Raw genomic sequence first — 15,882 nt, 5'->3', positions numbered from 1 at the left:
AGCCCTTCAGCGCTGATGGTACTTAGGTGGTAACGCCTTGGGAGAGTAGGACGTTGCTGGTTTTTTTATGCTTATTTATATAATTGCCCGGGAAATTGTCATATAAAGTCGGAAAATAAAGCTTAAATATTTATAATAAACTTCCTTTTAAACATATAGAATGTTTAGAGGAGGTTTTTTTATGGATAGGAATTCTATGAAGGCAGGATTTATATATATAGGAACAATAATAGGAGCAGGATTTGCATCTGGAAAAGAAATCTCTTATTTTTTTGGAATTTATGGAACAAAAGGAATATATGGAGTTTTAATAACATCTATACTTTTTTCTATAATACCTATGATAATTTTATATAGAATAAAACAGGATAAAATAAAGAGCTATGATGATTTACTACAAAAGATATTAGGTAGAAGATTTGGTGATATTGTAGATAAGATATTAAGTCTATATTTATTTATAAGTTACTCCATAATGATTTCTGGAGGAGCAACAATAATAAAAGAAAGATTACATATAAATTTTATTTATGGAATAATTATAATGTCATTTTTAACATTGATAGTTTTTCTATTTAGTATGAAGGGGCTATCTTATGCAAATTCAATTTTAATACCTATTTTAATTGTTGGAATAGTAGTCATAGGATTTTTAATAATAAATAATAATGGATTAAACTTTAGCAATAATGATGGTATTAATATAACTAAAAATGGTAATTGGGTAACTTCAGCTATATTATATGTAAGTTATAATAGTTTATCTTCCATTGTAATACTTGTTACAATAGAATCATTATTAAAGACTAAAAAGCAAATAATTAAGGTAGGGTTATTTGGTGGAAGCATATTAGGGTTAATGGCCTTATTTATATTAATACCTATATTAATCAAATATACTGATATATTAGGGGTTGAAGTTCCTATGTTAATTATAGCGTCTAATATAAATAGTTTGTTTTTATATATTTATGCATTTATAATATTATCTGCTATGTTTACTACAGCAATAGGAAGTGGATTTAGCTTAATAACAAGAATAAATAAAGAAACTAATATAAAGAAAAATATCTTAGCTTTTATATTACCATTATTATCTTTTCCATTATCATATATAGGTTTTTCCAATTTAATATCCACACTATATCCATTATTTGGATACCTTGGTTTGTTTATAATTTTATTTATAGTAATAGAGAATTTATGCTATTTATGTGGTTTGAAAGGATTTTATAAAAACTATAAACAATGATATAATAGACTAAAGATGTATAGAAAAAAGGTGATAAAATGATAAGAAAAGTTATAATAGTAATTTCATTAATAATATTATTAATTTCTTCTTATAATATAGGTAGTTATATTTATGATAGTATAAGTAACAAAAAATTATATAAAGAAACAGTTTCAAAGTATGAGACACTTTCAAAAGATAATGATAAAAATAACTCTGATATTGGTACTAATCCTTTTAAAAAAATAAATGAAAACATGGTAGGATGGATAGAAGTTCCAAATACAAATATTGATTATCCTATTGTAAAAGGAAAAGATAATTTTCATTATTTATATCATAATATAGAAGATGAAAAATCAATTCATGGTTCTATATTTATGGACTATAGAAATAAAAATTGGGACGATAAAAATACAATTATTTATGGGCATCATATGAAAGATGGTACTATGTTTAAAGAGTTAACAAAATATAAAAACAAAGATTTTTTTGATAACAATGATAGTTTCTATATTGATACAGGCAGTGGAAAAATAGAATATAAAATACTTTCTGTAAATGTTTTTAAAGGTGATTCAAATTATATAAGAACAAATTTTAATTCTTCGGAGGAATTTTTAGATTATATAGGTTATATAAAGAAAGAATCACTTTTTCACAGAGATTTAGAACTTAAAACTGATGAAGATATAATTACTTTATCAACTTGCAGTTATGAATTCGATGATGCAAGAACAGTTGTATATGGTATAAAAAAATAGGCTTAATTTGAGTAATATTACTCAATTAAGCCATATTTTATTTTAATTCTTTCTAATTTTTCTCCAATAGGTTTATTTAATAATAATAAGAAAAATATATTAGAGATTACATATTCTATTGTAAAAGGTACCGCAGCTAAAATAGCTATTTTATATCTTTCTAAAGTAAACAATCCATCTACTGATACTACAAACCAAATATCCATCATTAATGAAAATAAAACACCAGCAAATATAGAGTATATAATTAAAACTATTTTATTTTTCATTAAATTAAATTTTGTTAAAAGGCCAGCTATAAAACCTAGAAGACCCCAAGAAATCATTTGAAATGGTGTCCAAGGTCCTTGTCCAAAGAACATATTTGAGACTAATGCTGATATGGAGCCAGTTAAAAATCCAGCTTCTGGGCCAAAAGCAATTCCAGTAATAGCTGTAATGGCAGTAACAGGTTTAAAACCTGGTAAAGGAGCAAATATGACTCTGCTTGTAGCTGATATAGATGCCATTACAACTATAACCATTATTTCTCTAGTTTGAGGTTTTCTACTTTCAAACCTTATAAAAAAAGGTAAACAAGATAAAAAAGCTATTATAATTGAAATAAGATTATATTTTCTATCGTTAAATAATTTTACTCCAATAGTTATAATTATTGGAATAGCAATAAATAATATTAATATTGAGAAAAATAAACGGGTTTTACTTAAATTATATTTTGAGTTTTTACTGATTTGCATAAATGTACCACATCCTTACTTGTAATAGCATTGTCAAATATATTTCTTGACATTTTATTTGCTGAAGTTGTATAAAAGTTATTTCCACTGAAAAAAGCATATGGTTCATCTACTGAAACTACATCACCATCAAAAAACAAAGCGCATCTATCAGAATATTCTGCTGCAAATTCTATATCATGACTTACCATTAAAATAGTTCTACCTTCATCTTTTAATTCTTTCAATATATTGGCTAGTTCTATTTTTGAATATGCATCTATTCCTTTGGTAGGCTCATCAAGTAGTATTATATTAGGTTCTAAAAGAAGTATCTTAGATAATGCAACTTTTTGTTGTTCCCCCCCACTTAAATCATAGGGATGTTTTTTTATAAGATTTTTGATATTTAATCTGTTTATTATTTTATTAACTTTTAATTCTGCTTCTAAGTTATTATATTTCATAGTTTTAATTATTTCTTTAAATTCTTTTTCTACTTGATTTGTCACAAATGTAGTTTGGGGATTTTGTGGTAATAAAGCTAAATTATTGTGATATAGATCTTTTGATGTATATTTATTAATATTTTTTCCATTTAATATAATCTTACCTTTATGAGGTTTATTGATTCTAGAGAATAGAGTTAAAGCTGTAGTTTTACCTGATCCATTTCCACCTAAAATACAAAAGATCTCTTTTTCATATATTTTAAGAGATGTACCTGTTAATACATCTGAAAGTTTTTTATCATACCTAAACCAAACATCTTTCATTTCTAAAATAACATTATTTTTATTTTGAATTTTAGGCTCAATAGGGATAGATGAATTATTATTATCTTTAAAATGTTTTAATAACCAATCCCTACCTTCTCTAATAGTTAAAGGACAATCATCATTTCTAGATAGCTCATTATAAATTTTGACAGGAGTAGGTAGAGAATGAAGTATTGGATGGTCTGATAAAACTTTACTTATATTTCTAGGCTCATCAAAAGCTAGTAAATCACCATTATCTAAAACACCTACTTTATCTGCATGAGCAAAAACATCTTCTAATCTATGCTCTACTAATATTATAGTAAGTGACAATTCTTTATTTATTTTTGATAAAGTTGATATAAATTCTGAAGCTGCAATTGGGTCTAATTGAGATGTAGGTTCATCTAGTATTAATAGTTTTGGGTTCATAACCATAATAGATGCTAAATTTAATAATTGTTTTTGACCTCCTGATAAATCAGAAGTTTTTTTTCTAAACCACTTTTCAATTCCAAAAAAACTAGCCATTTCTGCAACTTTACGTCTTATAGATGAGGATGGCAAACCTAAATTTTCTAAACCAAATGCAAGTTCATGCCATACTTTATCAGTTACAATTTGGTTATCTGGATTTTGTAATACATAACCTATTTGAGAAGATGCTATTCTTGTATCTAAAGAATCTATACTTTGATTTTGATAAAATATATCCCCAGTTTTTGATCCATGAGGTGCAAGATCAACCTTTAATTGCTTTAGTAAAGTGCTTTTACCGCAACCTGTACTTCCACACAAAACTATAAATTCACCTTCTTCTATAGTTAATGATATATTGTTTAAAACTTTTTTCTCATCATTTGGATAAGAAAAGCTTAAATTTTTGATATCGATGAACGCCATTTGATTTCCTCCTTAAACTCAATTGCTACAGGTAATGTCATTAATAAGAGATATGAAAAATATAATAATATTGCAAAGGAAGATGAATTTATATCTGTGATATAAGGGTAATAACTAAAAGATATATAATCAAAAAATTCTCCATATAAGCTTATAATAACTAAAAATATAATATATGATAGTAGTATTAAGTCATTTTTTCTAAACTTAAAAATTGAATATGAACTACGCCCTTTTAATCCATAACCTCTGGATTTCATTGAATCTGCAGTATCTATTGCATTTTCTAGAGCCCATGTAATTAGTATAGATAATATCCTTATAGAACTTTTGGCTCGTTTCATTATACTTCCAGAAGTAACATACATGCCTAGAGTTTTTTGAGAATTAGATATTAATTTTATTTGGCTTTTCATTCTAGGAATAGTGTTTAATGTCATAGATATAATTAAAGCTATATTTGGTGATACTTGACCAAATAAAGATATAAATTTATCTGATGTCATAATTTCATTATAACAACTAAACCAATATATAACTGTAATAATCATTGATGCCATTGATAATCCATAAATGATTGACTCTAATGTAATAGGATTATAGTTAACATAAAATAAAGGGGTTACTCCTTTATGACTAAAAATTGGATTACTTATAGCTATAAGTAAAAATATAGGTATAGATAGTAATATTGTCTTTTTTGTTTTATGAAATCCCTTTAAAACTCCTAAATATATAATGGATGATAATAATGATATTGCTAAAAAAATTGGATGCATGAAAAACATTGAAAATAATATAACAGAACAAAAATAAGTAAAGATAACTATAGGATGGTATGAATCTAATGCTCGCATTTTATTTATCCAACCAATTTTGACCTAAATCTCTACCTAAGTCACAAGTATAGTTCCAGCTAATATTATCTCCATCCTTTAGCTTATATAGACTTGCACCATAATTTGGATACCATCCATTCACTTTATACATCCATCCACTTAACTCACCAACACTAAATTCATAGATATTATTTATTCCCTGAATATAAACACTACCATATTGATTCTCATTTGCACCTTGATATTCCATATGAATTCTATTTTGTCTTACAGCTTTAACTAGGATATCAAATACATTTTCACCATCTTTTAATTCAAATTTACTCTTTTTTAAGATTACTCCATTAGAAGGAACAAATCTTTCACTTTTTAATTTTGGATCTAATTTATCATAATTATCTAATATTGTATCTACTCTTATTTCAAGTGTTACATATTTTTTAGTAGGTTTTGGTTTTTCAGTTGGTTTAGGTTTATTCTCTGGTTTATTTTGAGGTTTGTTTTGTGACCCAGATTTATTTGTGTTTTTATTACTGTCACTTTTGTTTGATGTATTTTTATTACTCTCATTTACTTTAGAATCTGATTTATTTTTGGTTTTATTGTCTTTATTTTTTTCTTTTTCATTATTACTGTTTTTAGCTGAATTATCAGGGCTCTTTTCTGTTTTATCATTGTCATCATCTTTTACGTCTTTATCATTTTTCTCATCTGCTTTAACACTTACATTTTCTTCATCTTTTTTATTTTTTGATGAATCTGACTCAGAGGATTCTGCAGTATCTTCTGACTTTGATAGCTGATCATCATTATATTCTTCTACAGATTGAATGTTACAGCCAGTAATTAGTAAAATCACCATTATTAGAAATAAAGATATTTTTATAATTTTATTTTTCACTATATTTCCTCCTTAATTTAATATTGATATAACCAAAAGCCAATATATTGGCTTTTGGTTGTATGATTAATTTATTTTTCTTTTTCTAGATAGAAATAGAACTGTAAATGAAGATATTAAAAATAATATAATAGGTATAATAATACCTTGATCCTCAGTCTTAGGACTGCTATTGGAATTATCATCATTATTATCTATAGCAGTATTATCTTTATCTTCATCTTCATTGTTTTGTTCTTCATGATTTTGAGTTTCTTCTTTTTTAAGTCCTTCTACTATTTTTCTTGCATTCATAAGTGTATCAATATTAGTAATTTCTAATTGAGATTGTTTTGGTAAATTCATATATTCATTATAAATTTCGTCTATTTTATCTTTATCTTGTAACTTAATATTAGAGTCTTCAGGTAGATTATCTATTTTTTCTATTACAGAATCTACTTGTTTTTGTAATTTATCAATTTGTTCTTTAGCTGCCATTACTTCATTATAATATTCTATATGTTTCTTATCTGAATCAGAAAGAGAGTTATATCTTTCAATTAAGTTTAATATTTTTTCTTTATGTGCTAAAGTTATTTCTGACGGTTTACCAGGAAGAGACCAAATATCATCTTTTATAGAATTTATTTCTTTTTCAATATCATCTATAGCTTTCTTTGCATCTAAGAGTAATGATTTATTTGTTACTTTTAGTTGATATTCTTCTGGTAATGATAAATACATATTATAAGCTTTCATTATTTCCTGTTTATTATCAAAAGTGATTTTTTTAATTTCAGGAAGTTTATTTATGTCAGCAGTTAAACTTTCTACATCTTTTTCACCTACTGAAGAAAGATAAACTTCTTCACCTAATCTATGCCAAGTGGATTTTTGATTTTTAAGATCAGATAATGCAACTAAAGATTGTTTTGTAGCCATTGCTACACTACCTTTGTTATCTTCTTCCCACCAAAAGGATCCATCATCTTGTTGAAATTTAATTAAAGCATCAGCAACTGTATTTCCATCTTTAACCCAAGGGCTATTTGGATCTAAAACATCTTCTCCTACAGCAACAAGTCCTTGTACAACGCAAGCGATAGAGTTAGAGTTTTCTCCACCACCCCATCCACTATTATCTACAAAAGATCCATTATCAGTTTGTTTACTTTTTAAAAACTCAAGAGATTTATTAATGGCTTCATTAACCTCTTTTTGCTCTTTATATTCAGATAATGCAATTAAAGACCAACCAGTATAGTCTAGATGACTGAAGAATCCAAAGCTACCATCTTCATTTTGTTGGCTTAGCAAACTATTGATAGCTTTTTGCTTGTTTTCTTTATTCCAATCTCCAACATCAGCACCCATTTCTTCACCAGCATCTAATAAAAGCATTGCAAATAATTGTTTGCCTAATGTAGTAAAAGAGCCATCATCTTTTTGTTGACTTGCAAGTTCTTTAAATAGATTTCTTCCACCCCAGATATTAGATGGATCTTGTCCTTGACCTAAAAGGCTATAACCATATCTTATAGTTTCATTTCCTGAAATATTTGCGCCAAAACCTGGGTCTATAGACTCCCAATTATAATCTTTGTCAATAACATCTCCAACACCCCAAAGTCCAACATATGCTTCCCAATCTCCATTTGGATCTCCTGGATTATTGTTTTTATAATAATTTACTGCTTTATTTATGGCATCATCTAAACTTGTAGGCTTAGTTGTTAGTTTTTCTTTTACTAATATTTTGGTTGATAATTCTAAATCGGTCTCAGGATCTGTTTGATGTATTCCTACTGGAAGTTTAAAATTTGCAATTGCAGTATATTCTCCAGATTTTTTAGCAGAGTAACTATCAAGACTCCAATTTAAATCAACACTATGTTTTTTATCTAAACTATCAATTATATTAGTAGTTTTAGGAAGTTGTGATATAGCATCAGTTTCTTTAGTTGCATAATCAACTTCTATATTGTTTACTGGTTCTATTGACTTAATTGTGTTTAATTTATTTACTGTTACTGATGCATAAGGTCTAGTTAATATATTTTGTCCTGCATCATTTTTCTTAGTAGCACTTATATGGTATGTCCCAGGTTTTTCAATATTTAAAGAAACTTTACCATTAGCATCAGTTTTTACAGTTTGTCCATTTTGAGTATGTTCCTTGTCATTAATTAATATAGTAGCTCCTTCTACTCCTGAAGCAGTTCCTCCTCCCCAAGAATCAGGATTACCATTTAATTTAAGCTCAAAATTTTCATATTGATCTACGCTAAGAGATTGTTTGTCAAACCAAGAGTACACATTTTCCATATAATTTTCTACATAGAACATTACAACTTCTTGACCACTTTTTATTTCATATTCTCCTACGCCTAAGTTAGCATATTTATTATCTACCCAATACATCCAACCACTCATTTGACCTCTATCAAATTCACCTAACCCATTTATTGCTCTAATATAGTTTCCACCATAACCTATATTAAACTTATTTGGATCTTTTGGATCAATACCTGATTTTTCAAGAGCATGTACTATTGCATGAATAGGTTTAAGTGAGTCATAATCACTAGCTGGCTTTTCAATTCCAGGATATTTACTTAAATCTAAACTATCAATATTTACAGTTATTGGCTTTACAAATGTAGAATCATAACTTTCAATTCTAACTTTTACTGAATAATTAGATCCGCTATCACCGCCTTCTGCAAAGGTTGTCATTGGTAATATAAAAGAAATGATTAATGAAAAAATAATTATCCAAGAAATACTTTTTTTAGATTTGTTTTTTAAATGTTTCATATTTTCCTCCTGTTTTTTAATTGAATTTTATTTTTTAAATAGTACACTCCTTTCTTTGTAAATTTTAAAATAAAAAAAGCTTATTTTCTCCTAGGAGAAAATAAGCTTTTTACAAATATAAAATTAAAATTAATACATTACATTAATTTAATAGACTTATTATGTAAATAACCAACTTCTTCCCTCCGAAGAAAATAGCATAAATAATTAAGGCAGGTCTCCTGACTTATAGCTTATATTCTATATACCTTCCCAGTTTCCCAGTGGATTCATATAGACATAACTAATTACAGTAGCGGGGGCTGTTGAGGAGTTTAACCTCATTCCCTTTTAATTCACACTTTAAATGAACACCTTAAATATTTTTATTAAATTGTTTAAATATATATTAACACAAGTTTTAAAAAATTAATAGTAATTTTATAAAAACTATAAATAATGATATAATATACTAAAGATAAAAAGAAGAAAGGAAATATTATGAATATAATAGATATAATAATCATTTTAATTATAGGTTTAAGTGCTTTAAGAGGCTGGAACAGGGGATTTATATTATCATTATTTAGTTTTTTGAAAATATTTATAGCTATAATTATTGCTAGAGCAATTTATCCATATTTAGTTGAATTTTTAAATGAATATACTGGGTTTTATCCATATATAAAAGAATATATATATCCTAAAATTAATAGTTTTATGAATAATGAAGCTATTTTTTCTGCAGATATTATTACTAATTTAATTATAAGTTTATTTATAATGATATTTTTATACTTTATAATTAATATAGTGTTATCTGTATTTATAAGAATAGTAGATGGATTTTTTAAACTTCCTGTATTAAAATCTTTTAATAAGTTTATAGGGTTTTTATTTGGAGCTATAAAAGGAATTTTAATTGTATTTATAATATATGCATTATTAACACCTGTAATAGTTTTAAATACAGACAGCTTTATTTCAGTTAAAACACATCAATCTATTTTAGGAAACTTATTTTATAATCCTGATGTTATAATTAATTATTTACAATCTAACTTTCTATACTTAATAAACTTATTATAGATTATATCTATAATAAGTTGTTTTCGTGGATAAAATGATATAATTAATATATATTGATTAGAGGAGATGATTTTCGTGGTAAAAGAAATAGATGCAAGAGAACAGGCTTGTCCAAAACCAGTAATAATGACTAAGAAAGCTTTAGAATCTATGGATAAAGGTGAAATAGATGTAATTGTAGATAATGAAGTAGCTAAAGAAAATGTTTCAAAATTATCTAAGAGTATGAATTTAGAATATAGTGTTTCAAGAGATAATGAAAATTTTATTATTAATATAGTTAAAGGTGAAAAAGAGGAGGTTAAAGAGAAAGAAGATATAGATATTTGTAAACCAAACCTCTTTAAAGATACTACTATAGCTATAAACTCTGATAAAATGGGAGAAGGAAATGATGAATTAGGAAAAATACTTATAAAAGGATTCATTTATTCACTGACTGAATCACTTCCATACCCATCCACATTAGTATTTTATAATAATGGAGTAAAGCTTACAGTAGAAGGTTCTGAATGTCTAGAAGATTTAAAAACATTGGAAGAAGCTGGGGTGGAAATACTATCTTGTGGAACATGTTTAGATTATAATAATATTGCAGATAAACTAAGTGTAGGTGGAGTTACAAATATGTACACTATAGTTGAAAAAATAAAAAATTCTACAAATACAATAACAATATAAGAGGTGTAAAGTTTGTTAAATAATGAAATGTATGTTATAGCATTTGATTCTACACATCATGCTATAAAGTCAGAAAAAGAAATAAAAAGTCAAGAAATTAATATCAAAACTATTCCTACACCTAGAGAAATTTCTGTAAGTTGTGGTTTATCTATAAAATTTGATTATAATGATTTAAATTGGATAAATAATATAATACGTGAAAATAATCTTTCTACTTCAGGAATATATAAAATTTATAGAAAAGAAGGAAAGAGAGTAGCAGAAAAATTAATTTAGAGGTGATAAAGTGAATTTTAATTTAAAAGATATTAATCTTGATACTTCCTTACTTGTAACAATACTTTCAACTGTTTTACAAGTAATACTTATTTTATTTATAGCTGGAATATTTATTGCTATAGCTAAAAAATTAATTGATAGATTTTTTGATAGTAGAAAAAATTCGAAATTTAATAAAATGGATGTTGCAAAAGCAGATACATTATCTTCGACTGCAAAAAGTGTATCTAAGTATGTTATTTATTTTATTGCAGGAATATCAATACTTGAAGCATTTGGAGTAGATACTAAGGGAATTATAGCTGCAGCTGGTATAGGTGCTATAGCTATAGGTTTTGCAGCTCAAAATTTAGTTGAAGATATTATAACAGGTTTTTTCATATTATTTGAAGATCAATTTTCAGTAGGTGATTATATAGCTGTAGATGGAGTTGATGGAACAGTAGAAGAACTTGGTTTAAGAATAACTAAAATACGCGGTTTTGATGGTTCTTTAAATATAATTCCAAATAGAAAAATAGAAATAGTTACTAATAAGATTAGGGGGAAAATGCGTGCATTAGTTGATGTAGGTATAGCCTATGAAGAAGATATAGATAAAGCTATGGAAGTCATTAAGAGAGTTGCAGAAGAATATAATGAAGAGAATGAAGATATATTAGAGGGGCCTACTGTATTAGGTGTATCTAATTTAGGAAGTTCTGATGTTGTAATATCAGTAGTAGCAAAAACAAAACCTATGAGTCAGTGGGAAGTAGAGAGAGAATTAAGAAGAAGAATAAAAAATACTTTTGATAAAGAAGGTATAGAGATACCTTATCAAAAAAGAGTTGTATATAACAAAAAAGAAGAATAATTTTAAAAAATATATTTTTAGTGTATAATAAAGACAGAGAAATTCTGTCTTTATTAAATATTATAGAGGTGAAGTAAATGAATACTATAGGACTTAAATCTGGGGATATAATAAGATTAAAAAAAGTTCATCCATGTGGAGAAGATAAGTGGGAAGTTTTGCGATCAGGAGTAGATTTTAAGTTAAGGTGTATTGGTTGTGATAGAACAGTTTGGATACCAAGAAGAAAATTAGATAAGAGAATAAAATCTATTGTAAGTGATTAGTAAAGCAAACAAAAATGTAATTGGACAAATAATTTTATTTTTAGTAAAATATAGATTAAGGAAAACGTTTTTAAAAAAGTGGGGGTGTAATGATGAAATTAAATTATTCAAAGAGAATGGATGGAATAAAAGCATCAGAAATTAGAGAGTTGCTGAAGTTAACTCAACAACCTGAGATAATATCATTTGCTGGAGGCTTACCTGCTCCTGAATTATTTCCAGTAGAAGAAATAAAAGAAATGAGTATGAAAGTATTAGAGGATATGGGAACAAAAGCTCTCCAATATGGACCTACTGAGGGATATGATCCTTTAAGAGAAAAAATAGCTAAAAGAATGAAAAAATATGGTGTAGAAACAGATATGAAAAACATATTAATTACTAGTGGTTCTCAACAAGGTCTTGATTTTACAGGAAAGATATTTTTAGATAAAGGTGATGTAGTATTATGTGAAAGCCCTAGTTATCTTGGAGCTTTAAATGCATTTAAAGCTTATGAACCTAAATTCATTGAAATTCCAACGGATGATGATGGAATGAATATGGAAGTACTAGAAAAGGTATTAAAAACTACAGATAATGTTAAAGTACTTTATCTAATACCAGATTTCCAAAATCCATCTGGGAGAACTTGGTCTGTAGAGAGAAGAAAAAAAGTAATAGAACTTGCTAATAAATATAATTTACCAATAGTTGAAGATAATCCTTATGGAGAATTAAGATTTGAAGGAAATATGCCTCCATCTATAAAATCTTTTGATACAGAGGGAAGAGTAATATTTTTAGGAACTTTCTCTAAAACATTATGTCCAGGATTTAGATTAGGTTGGACTTGTGCAGATTATGAAGTATTAAATAAATATATACTTATAAAGCAAGGTTCAGATTTACAAGCTAGTACTTTTTCACAAATGATTTTAGACAGATTTTTAACAGAATATGACTTAGATGAACATATTGAAAAGATAAAATCAGTATATAGCAAAAGACGTGATTTAATGATTAAAACTATGAGGGAAGAATTTCCAGAGGATATAGAATTCACTGTGCCTGAAGGTGGATTATTTACTTGGGTAACATTACCTGAAAGTATAAATGCACGTGACCTAGCTACTAAATGTATAGAAAAGAAAGTAGCATTTGTTCCAGGAGGATCATTCTATCCTAATGGTGGAAACGAAAACACACTTAGGATAAATTATTCAAATATGGATGAAGAGAGAATAGTAATTGGAGTTAAGAGACTCGCAGAATCTATAAAAGAGATGATTTAAATAATAAAATCTTGAGGAAATTTCCTCAAGATTTTATTTGCATATATACTATAAAAATGGTATAATGTGTTGATGGAAACATCCTTGCCCTTTTTTAGGGCCAAAGTCCATAAGGAGGTGAAATAGATGAGAAATTATGAAGGAGTATTTATATTTGAAACTTCTTTAGAAGAAGAAAAAAGAAATGGTATTTTTGATAAATTTAAAAATATTATAGAAGCAAAAGGTGAGATCACAAACATTGATGAATGGGGAGTTAGAAAACTTGCTTATGAAATCAATGATTTAACAGAAGGATACTATATAGTGATGACATTTAATGCTGAGACTGAAGTTGTTAAAGAAATGGAAAGAGTTGCAAAGATTACAGAAGGCATAATGAGACTTATGGTAGTAAGAGACGAACAGTAAATTAGAGGGGGTCGAACTTTGTGAATAAAGTGATTTTAATTGGAAGATTAACGGCGGACCCAGAATTAAGATTCTTAGCTGGAAATGGAACAGCTGTTTCTACATTTACACTGGCAGTAGATAAGAATCTATCTCGAGATAAAAGACAAGAATTTGAACAGCAAGGAAAGCCTACAGCAGATTTCTTGAGGACCGTAGTTTGGGGAAGACAAGCAGAAAATTGCGCAAATTATCTTTCTAAAGGTAGACTTGTAGCAGTTGAAGGTAGAATAGAAACAAGAAGCTATGAAAATGCACAAGGGCAAAGAGTATATATGACTGAAGTTATAGCTGAAAGAGTTCAATTTCTAGAGTGGGGAGATAATAATAATTCTTCAAACAAGGGCTATAATAATAGTTCTAACAATGACTCTATGGACTTCTCTGGAGCTGATGGATTCCAACCTGTAGACGATGAAGATATTCCATTCTAAAGGAGGGAAATGAAAATGGCAAGAAGAAATTTTGGTAGAAGAAGAAAAGTATGTAATTTTTGTGTAGATAATGTTGATCATATAGATTATAAAGATTTAAATAAATTAAAAAAATATGTTACTGAAAGAGGTAAAATTCTTCCAAGAAGAATTACAGGTACTTGTGCTACTCATCAAAGAGGAGTTACAAGAGCTATAAAAAGAGCTAGAACAGTAGCATTATTACCATATACAGCAGAGTAAATTAAAAGAAGGAGAAATCCTTCTTTTTTTATTGTATTGTTGTTAAATATAGTGAAAGTATAATATAATATATTATAATACATTCTTATGAAATTAAAGGAGATGAAATATTTGGGGTTCAAAAACGATAACATTGATATAACTAAAAATATAAGAGTTATAGAGTGGTTAAAAATAGAAATATTGAATTCAGTCTCTTTATTATTCAATCTTTTATATAAAGGGGTAAAAGAAGGTCAAGAGGCTTTACTTGATTGTTTAGCAAATATTATATTAGTCACTTATTTATTAGGAAAAAGACTTGGTTTATCTTTTGAAGAAATTGACAATAAAGTTGAAAAGAAAGTAAAACTTGGTATTGCAGAGAATCATAAGATAGAAAATTGGTATGGAGATCTAAATAGATTTTTAGATTATTTTAAAAAGACTAGGAAATAAGAGGTGAGATTTTTGAATTTAAATGAAAAGACACGTATTATAACTGAATCTGCAGTTATTGTGTCACTTATGACTATATTTGTGTTTCTAGGGTTATATTTAACTCCAATAATATTATTACTATATCCAGTTCCATTTATTATATTAGGAATAAGGCATAATGTTAAATCTAGTATGCTTACAGTATTTGCTTCTTTTATATTAGTTTCAATATTGATAGATCCTCTTACTGCTTTATTTGTAACTATAATTTTCGGACCATTAGCAGTAGCTATTACTTATATGATTAATAGTAAATATAGTTCATATAAAATTATAGTAATTGGTACAGTTGTATCATTTATATCAATAGTAATATCATTAATTATAACAGGATATATTACAGGAGTTAATTTTTATGATTTATTAAAAGAACAGGTGGATTTTATATTGTCTACACAAGAAAGTGTACTTAAAGAGATGGAAATATCTTCTTACAGAATAGAAGAATTCATAGATAGATCTACACTTTTATTAGATAATACTATACTTATATTTCCTGCTATGTTGGTAATAGCTTCTCTCTTTACTAACTATATCAATTATTTTATATCTATTGCTACATTGAAAAGACTTAGATATAAAGATATAAAAGTGCCTTTGTTTTCTAAATTTAGATTACCAAGTAATATAGGAAGTGGAATAGCAGTTATTGCTATATTATCGTTTATTATAAGCTACTATAAATTGTTTTATTATGATACAATAATTTTAAATATATCTATATTAGTTATGTTTTTATTTTTCTTACAAGGATTAGCTGTCATAGTATATTTACTTAATAAAACTAACATTAATAGTATATTAAGAGGAGTTATAATTGCATTTTTAATATTATCAAGTCCACTTATGTTAATAATATCATTGGTAGGTTTAGTAGATATAATAATTGATTTTAGAAAATTAAAAGAGGACAAATAGTGGAGGCTTA

Annotated in this window: 18 protein-coding genes and 1 riboswitch; of the genes, 13 read left to right on the top strand and 5 right to left on the bottom strand. The window is 26.8% G+C overall.

From position 1 onward, the window contains the following. Positions 1-181: 181 nt before the first annotated feature. Together D3Z33_RS06975 and srtB are read left to right on the top strand one after the other, a co-directional pair. Positions 182-1,252: a YkvI family membrane protein gene (locus D3Z33_RS06975; RefSeq protein WP_160197045.1), complete on the top strand. Its 1,071-nt coding sequence runs from the start codon at positions 182-184 to the stop codon at positions 1,250-1,252. A gap of 38 nt (positions 1,253-1,290) precedes the next feature. Next, a complete protein-coding gene (srtB, locus tag D3Z33_RS06970; protein WP_160197044.1) occupies positions 1,291-1,998 on the top strand; it encodes a class B sortase in 708 nt (235 codons plus the stop codon). A 17-nt stretch (positions 1,999-2,015) separates the two neighbouring features. Here srtB and D3Z33_RS06965 read toward each other — a convergent pair whose 3' ends face one another. The 5 genes from D3Z33_RS06965 to D3Z33_RS06945 form a co-directional block, all read right to left on the bottom strand. Next, positions 2,016-2,738, bottom strand: coding sequence for an ECF transporter S component (locus D3Z33_RS06965; RefSeq protein ID WP_160197043.1), 723 nt, complete (start codon positions 2,736-2,738; stop codon positions 2,016-2,018). After that, the gene (locus tag D3Z33_RS06960; protein ID WP_160197042.1) at positions 2,705-4,381 is read right to left on the bottom strand and encodes an ABC transporter ATP-binding protein; all 1,677 of its coding nucleotides are present in this window, start codon (positions 4,379-4,381) and stop codon (positions 2,705-2,707) included. The genes D3Z33_RS06965 and D3Z33_RS06960 overlap by 34 nt, the downstream gene beginning before the upstream one ends. After that, entirely contained in the window at positions 4,354-5,238 is an 885-nt protein-coding gene (locus D3Z33_RS06955) for an energy-coupling factor transporter transmembrane component T (protein WP_160197041.1), read from the bottom strand. The genes D3Z33_RS06960 and D3Z33_RS06955 overlap by 28 nt, the downstream gene beginning before the upstream one ends. 1 nt (position 5,239) lies before the next feature. After that, positions 5,240-6,121: a DUF4430 domain-containing protein gene (locus D3Z33_RS16930; RefSeq protein ID WP_347561222.1), complete on the bottom strand. Its 882-nt coding sequence runs from the start codon at positions 6,119-6,121 to the stop codon at positions 5,240-5,242. Between the two features lie 66 nt (positions 6,122-6,187). After that, on the bottom strand, positions 6,188-8,920 hold the full coding sequence (locus D3Z33_RS06945; protein WP_160197040.1) for a DUF4430 domain-containing protein: 2,733 nt from the start codon (positions 8,918-8,920) through the stop codon (positions 6,188-6,190). A 194-nt stretch (positions 8,921-9,114) separates the two neighbouring features. Then, a riboswitch (cobalamin riboswitch) is annotated at positions 9,115-9,293 on the bottom strand. 107 nt (positions 9,294-9,400) lie between these two features. On the opposite strand from D3Z33_RS06945, the gene D3Z33_RS06940 reads away from it, so the two are divergent. The 11 genes from D3Z33_RS06940 (at position 9,401) to D3Z33_RS06890 (ending at position 15,872) form a co-directional block, all read left to right on the top strand. Next, positions 9,401-9,988: a CvpA family protein gene (locus D3Z33_RS06940; protein WP_160197039.1), complete on the top strand. Its 588-nt coding sequence runs from the start codon at positions 9,401-9,403 to the stop codon at positions 9,986-9,988. A 75-nt stretch (positions 9,989-10,063) separates the two neighbouring features. Then, a complete protein-coding gene (gene yedF / locus D3Z33_RS06935; RefSeq protein ID WP_160197038.1) occupies positions 10,064-10,669 on the top strand; it encodes a sulfurtransferase-like selenium metabolism protein YedF in 606 nt (201 codons plus the stop codon). A 12-nt stretch (positions 10,670-10,681) separates the two neighbouring features. Then, positions 10,682-10,948, top strand: a complete 267-nt coding sequence (locus tag D3Z33_RS06930) for a DUF3343 domain-containing protein (protein WP_243153444.1) — start codon at positions 10,682-10,684, stop codon at positions 10,946-10,948. A 10-nt stretch (positions 10,949-10,958) separates the two neighbouring features. Then, positions 10,959-11,807 carry a mechanosensitive ion channel domain-containing protein gene (locus tag D3Z33_RS06925; RefSeq protein ID WP_160197037.1) on the top strand — a complete coding sequence of 283 codons (849 nt, stop codon included), beginning with the start codon at positions 10,959-10,961 and terminating at the stop codon, positions 11,805-11,807. Positions 11,808-11,884: 77 nt separating this feature from the next. Beyond that, complete coding sequence (locus tag D3Z33_RS06920; RefSeq protein ID WP_160197036.1) at positions 11,885-12,073, top strand: DUF951 domain-containing protein; 189 nt, start codon at positions 11,885-11,887, stop codon at positions 12,071-12,073. A 92-nt stretch (positions 12,074-12,165) separates the two neighbouring features. Next, positions 12,166-13,347, top strand: coding sequence for a PLP-dependent aminotransferase family protein (locus tag D3Z33_RS06915; RefSeq protein WP_160197035.1), 1,182 nt, complete (start codon positions 12,166-12,168; stop codon positions 13,345-13,347). Between the two features lie 126 nt (positions 13,348-13,473). Continuing rightward, entirely contained in the window at positions 13,474-13,758 is a 285-nt protein-coding gene (rpsF, locus tag D3Z33_RS06910; protein WP_160197034.1) for a 30S ribosomal protein S6, read from the top strand. 20 nt (positions 13,759-13,778) lie between these two features. Further along, the gene (locus D3Z33_RS06905) at positions 13,779-14,231 is read left to right on the top strand and encodes a single-stranded DNA-binding protein (RefSeq protein ID WP_130805417.1); all 453 of its coding nucleotides are present in this window, start codon (positions 13,779-13,781) and stop codon (positions 14,229-14,231) included. 9 nt (positions 14,232-14,240) lie between these two features. After that, positions 14,241-14,474 carry a 30S ribosomal protein S18 gene (gene rpsR / locus D3Z33_RS06900; protein WP_243153443.1) on the top strand — a complete coding sequence of 78 codons (234 nt, stop codon included), beginning with the start codon at positions 14,241-14,243 and terminating at the stop codon, positions 14,472-14,474. 111 nt (positions 14,475-14,585) lie between these two features. Next, on the top strand, positions 14,586-14,912 hold the full coding sequence (locus D3Z33_RS06895) for a MazG-like family protein (RefSeq protein WP_431768829.1): 327 nt from the start codon (positions 14,586-14,588) through the stop codon (positions 14,910-14,912). Positions 14,913-14,924: 12 nt separating this feature from the next. Then, positions 14,925-15,872 carry a YybS family protein gene (locus tag D3Z33_RS06890; protein ID WP_160197032.1) on the top strand — a complete coding sequence of 316 codons (948 nt, stop codon included), beginning with the start codon at positions 14,925-14,927 and terminating at the stop codon, positions 15,870-15,872. The last annotated feature ends 10 nt before the right edge of the window (positions 15,873-15,882 follow it).

The sequence above is a fragment of the Senegalia massiliensis genome, from assembly GCF_009911265.1.
GTDB lineage: Bacteria > Bacillota > Clostridia > Tissierellales > SIT17 > Anaeromonas > Anaeromonas massiliensis_A.
Note: the sequence above shows the minus strand (reverse complement) of the source record. Positions and strands in the feature narration are given on the sequence as shown.

Coding starts and splice junctions, on each gene's coding strand:
- D3Z33_RS06975 (WP_160197045.1), top strand. CDS start 182: ATGGATAGGAATTCTATGAAGGCAGGATTTATATATATAGGAACAATA.
- srtB (WP_160197044.1), top strand. CDS start 1,291: ATGATAAGAAAAGTTATAATAGTAATTTCATTAATAATATTATTAATT.
- D3Z33_RS06965 (WP_160197043.1), bottom strand. CDS start 2,738: ATGCAAATCAGTAAAAACTCAAAATATAATTTAAGTAAAACCCGTTTA.
- D3Z33_RS06960 (WP_160197042.1), bottom strand. CDS start 4,381: ATGGCGTTCATCGATATCAAAAATTTAAGCTTTTCTTATCCAAATGAT.
- D3Z33_RS06955 (WP_160197041.1), bottom strand. CDS start 5,238: ATGCGAGCATTAGATTCATACCATCCTATAGTTATCTTTACTTATTTT.
- D3Z33_RS06945 (WP_160197040.1), bottom strand. CDS start 8,920: ATGAAACATTTAAAAAACAAATCTAAAAAAAGTATTTCTTGGATAATT.
- D3Z33_RS06940 (WP_160197039.1), top strand. CDS start 9,401: ATGAATATAATAGATATAATAATCATTTTAATTATAGGTTTAAGTGCT.
- D3Z33_RS06920 (WP_160197036.1), top strand. CDS start 11,885: ATGAATACTATAGGACTTAAATCTGGGGATATAATAAGATTAAAAAAA.
- D3Z33_RS06915 (WP_160197035.1), top strand. CDS start 12,166: ATGAAATTAAATTATTCAAAGAGAATGGATGGAATAAAAGCATCAGAA.
- rpsF (WP_160197034.1), top strand. CDS start 13,474: ATGAGAAATTATGAAGGAGTATTTATATTTGAAACTTCTTTAGAAGAA.
- rpsR (WP_243153443.1), top strand. CDS start 14,241: ATGAAAATGGCAAGAAGAAATTTTGGTAGAAGAAGAAAAGTATGTAAT.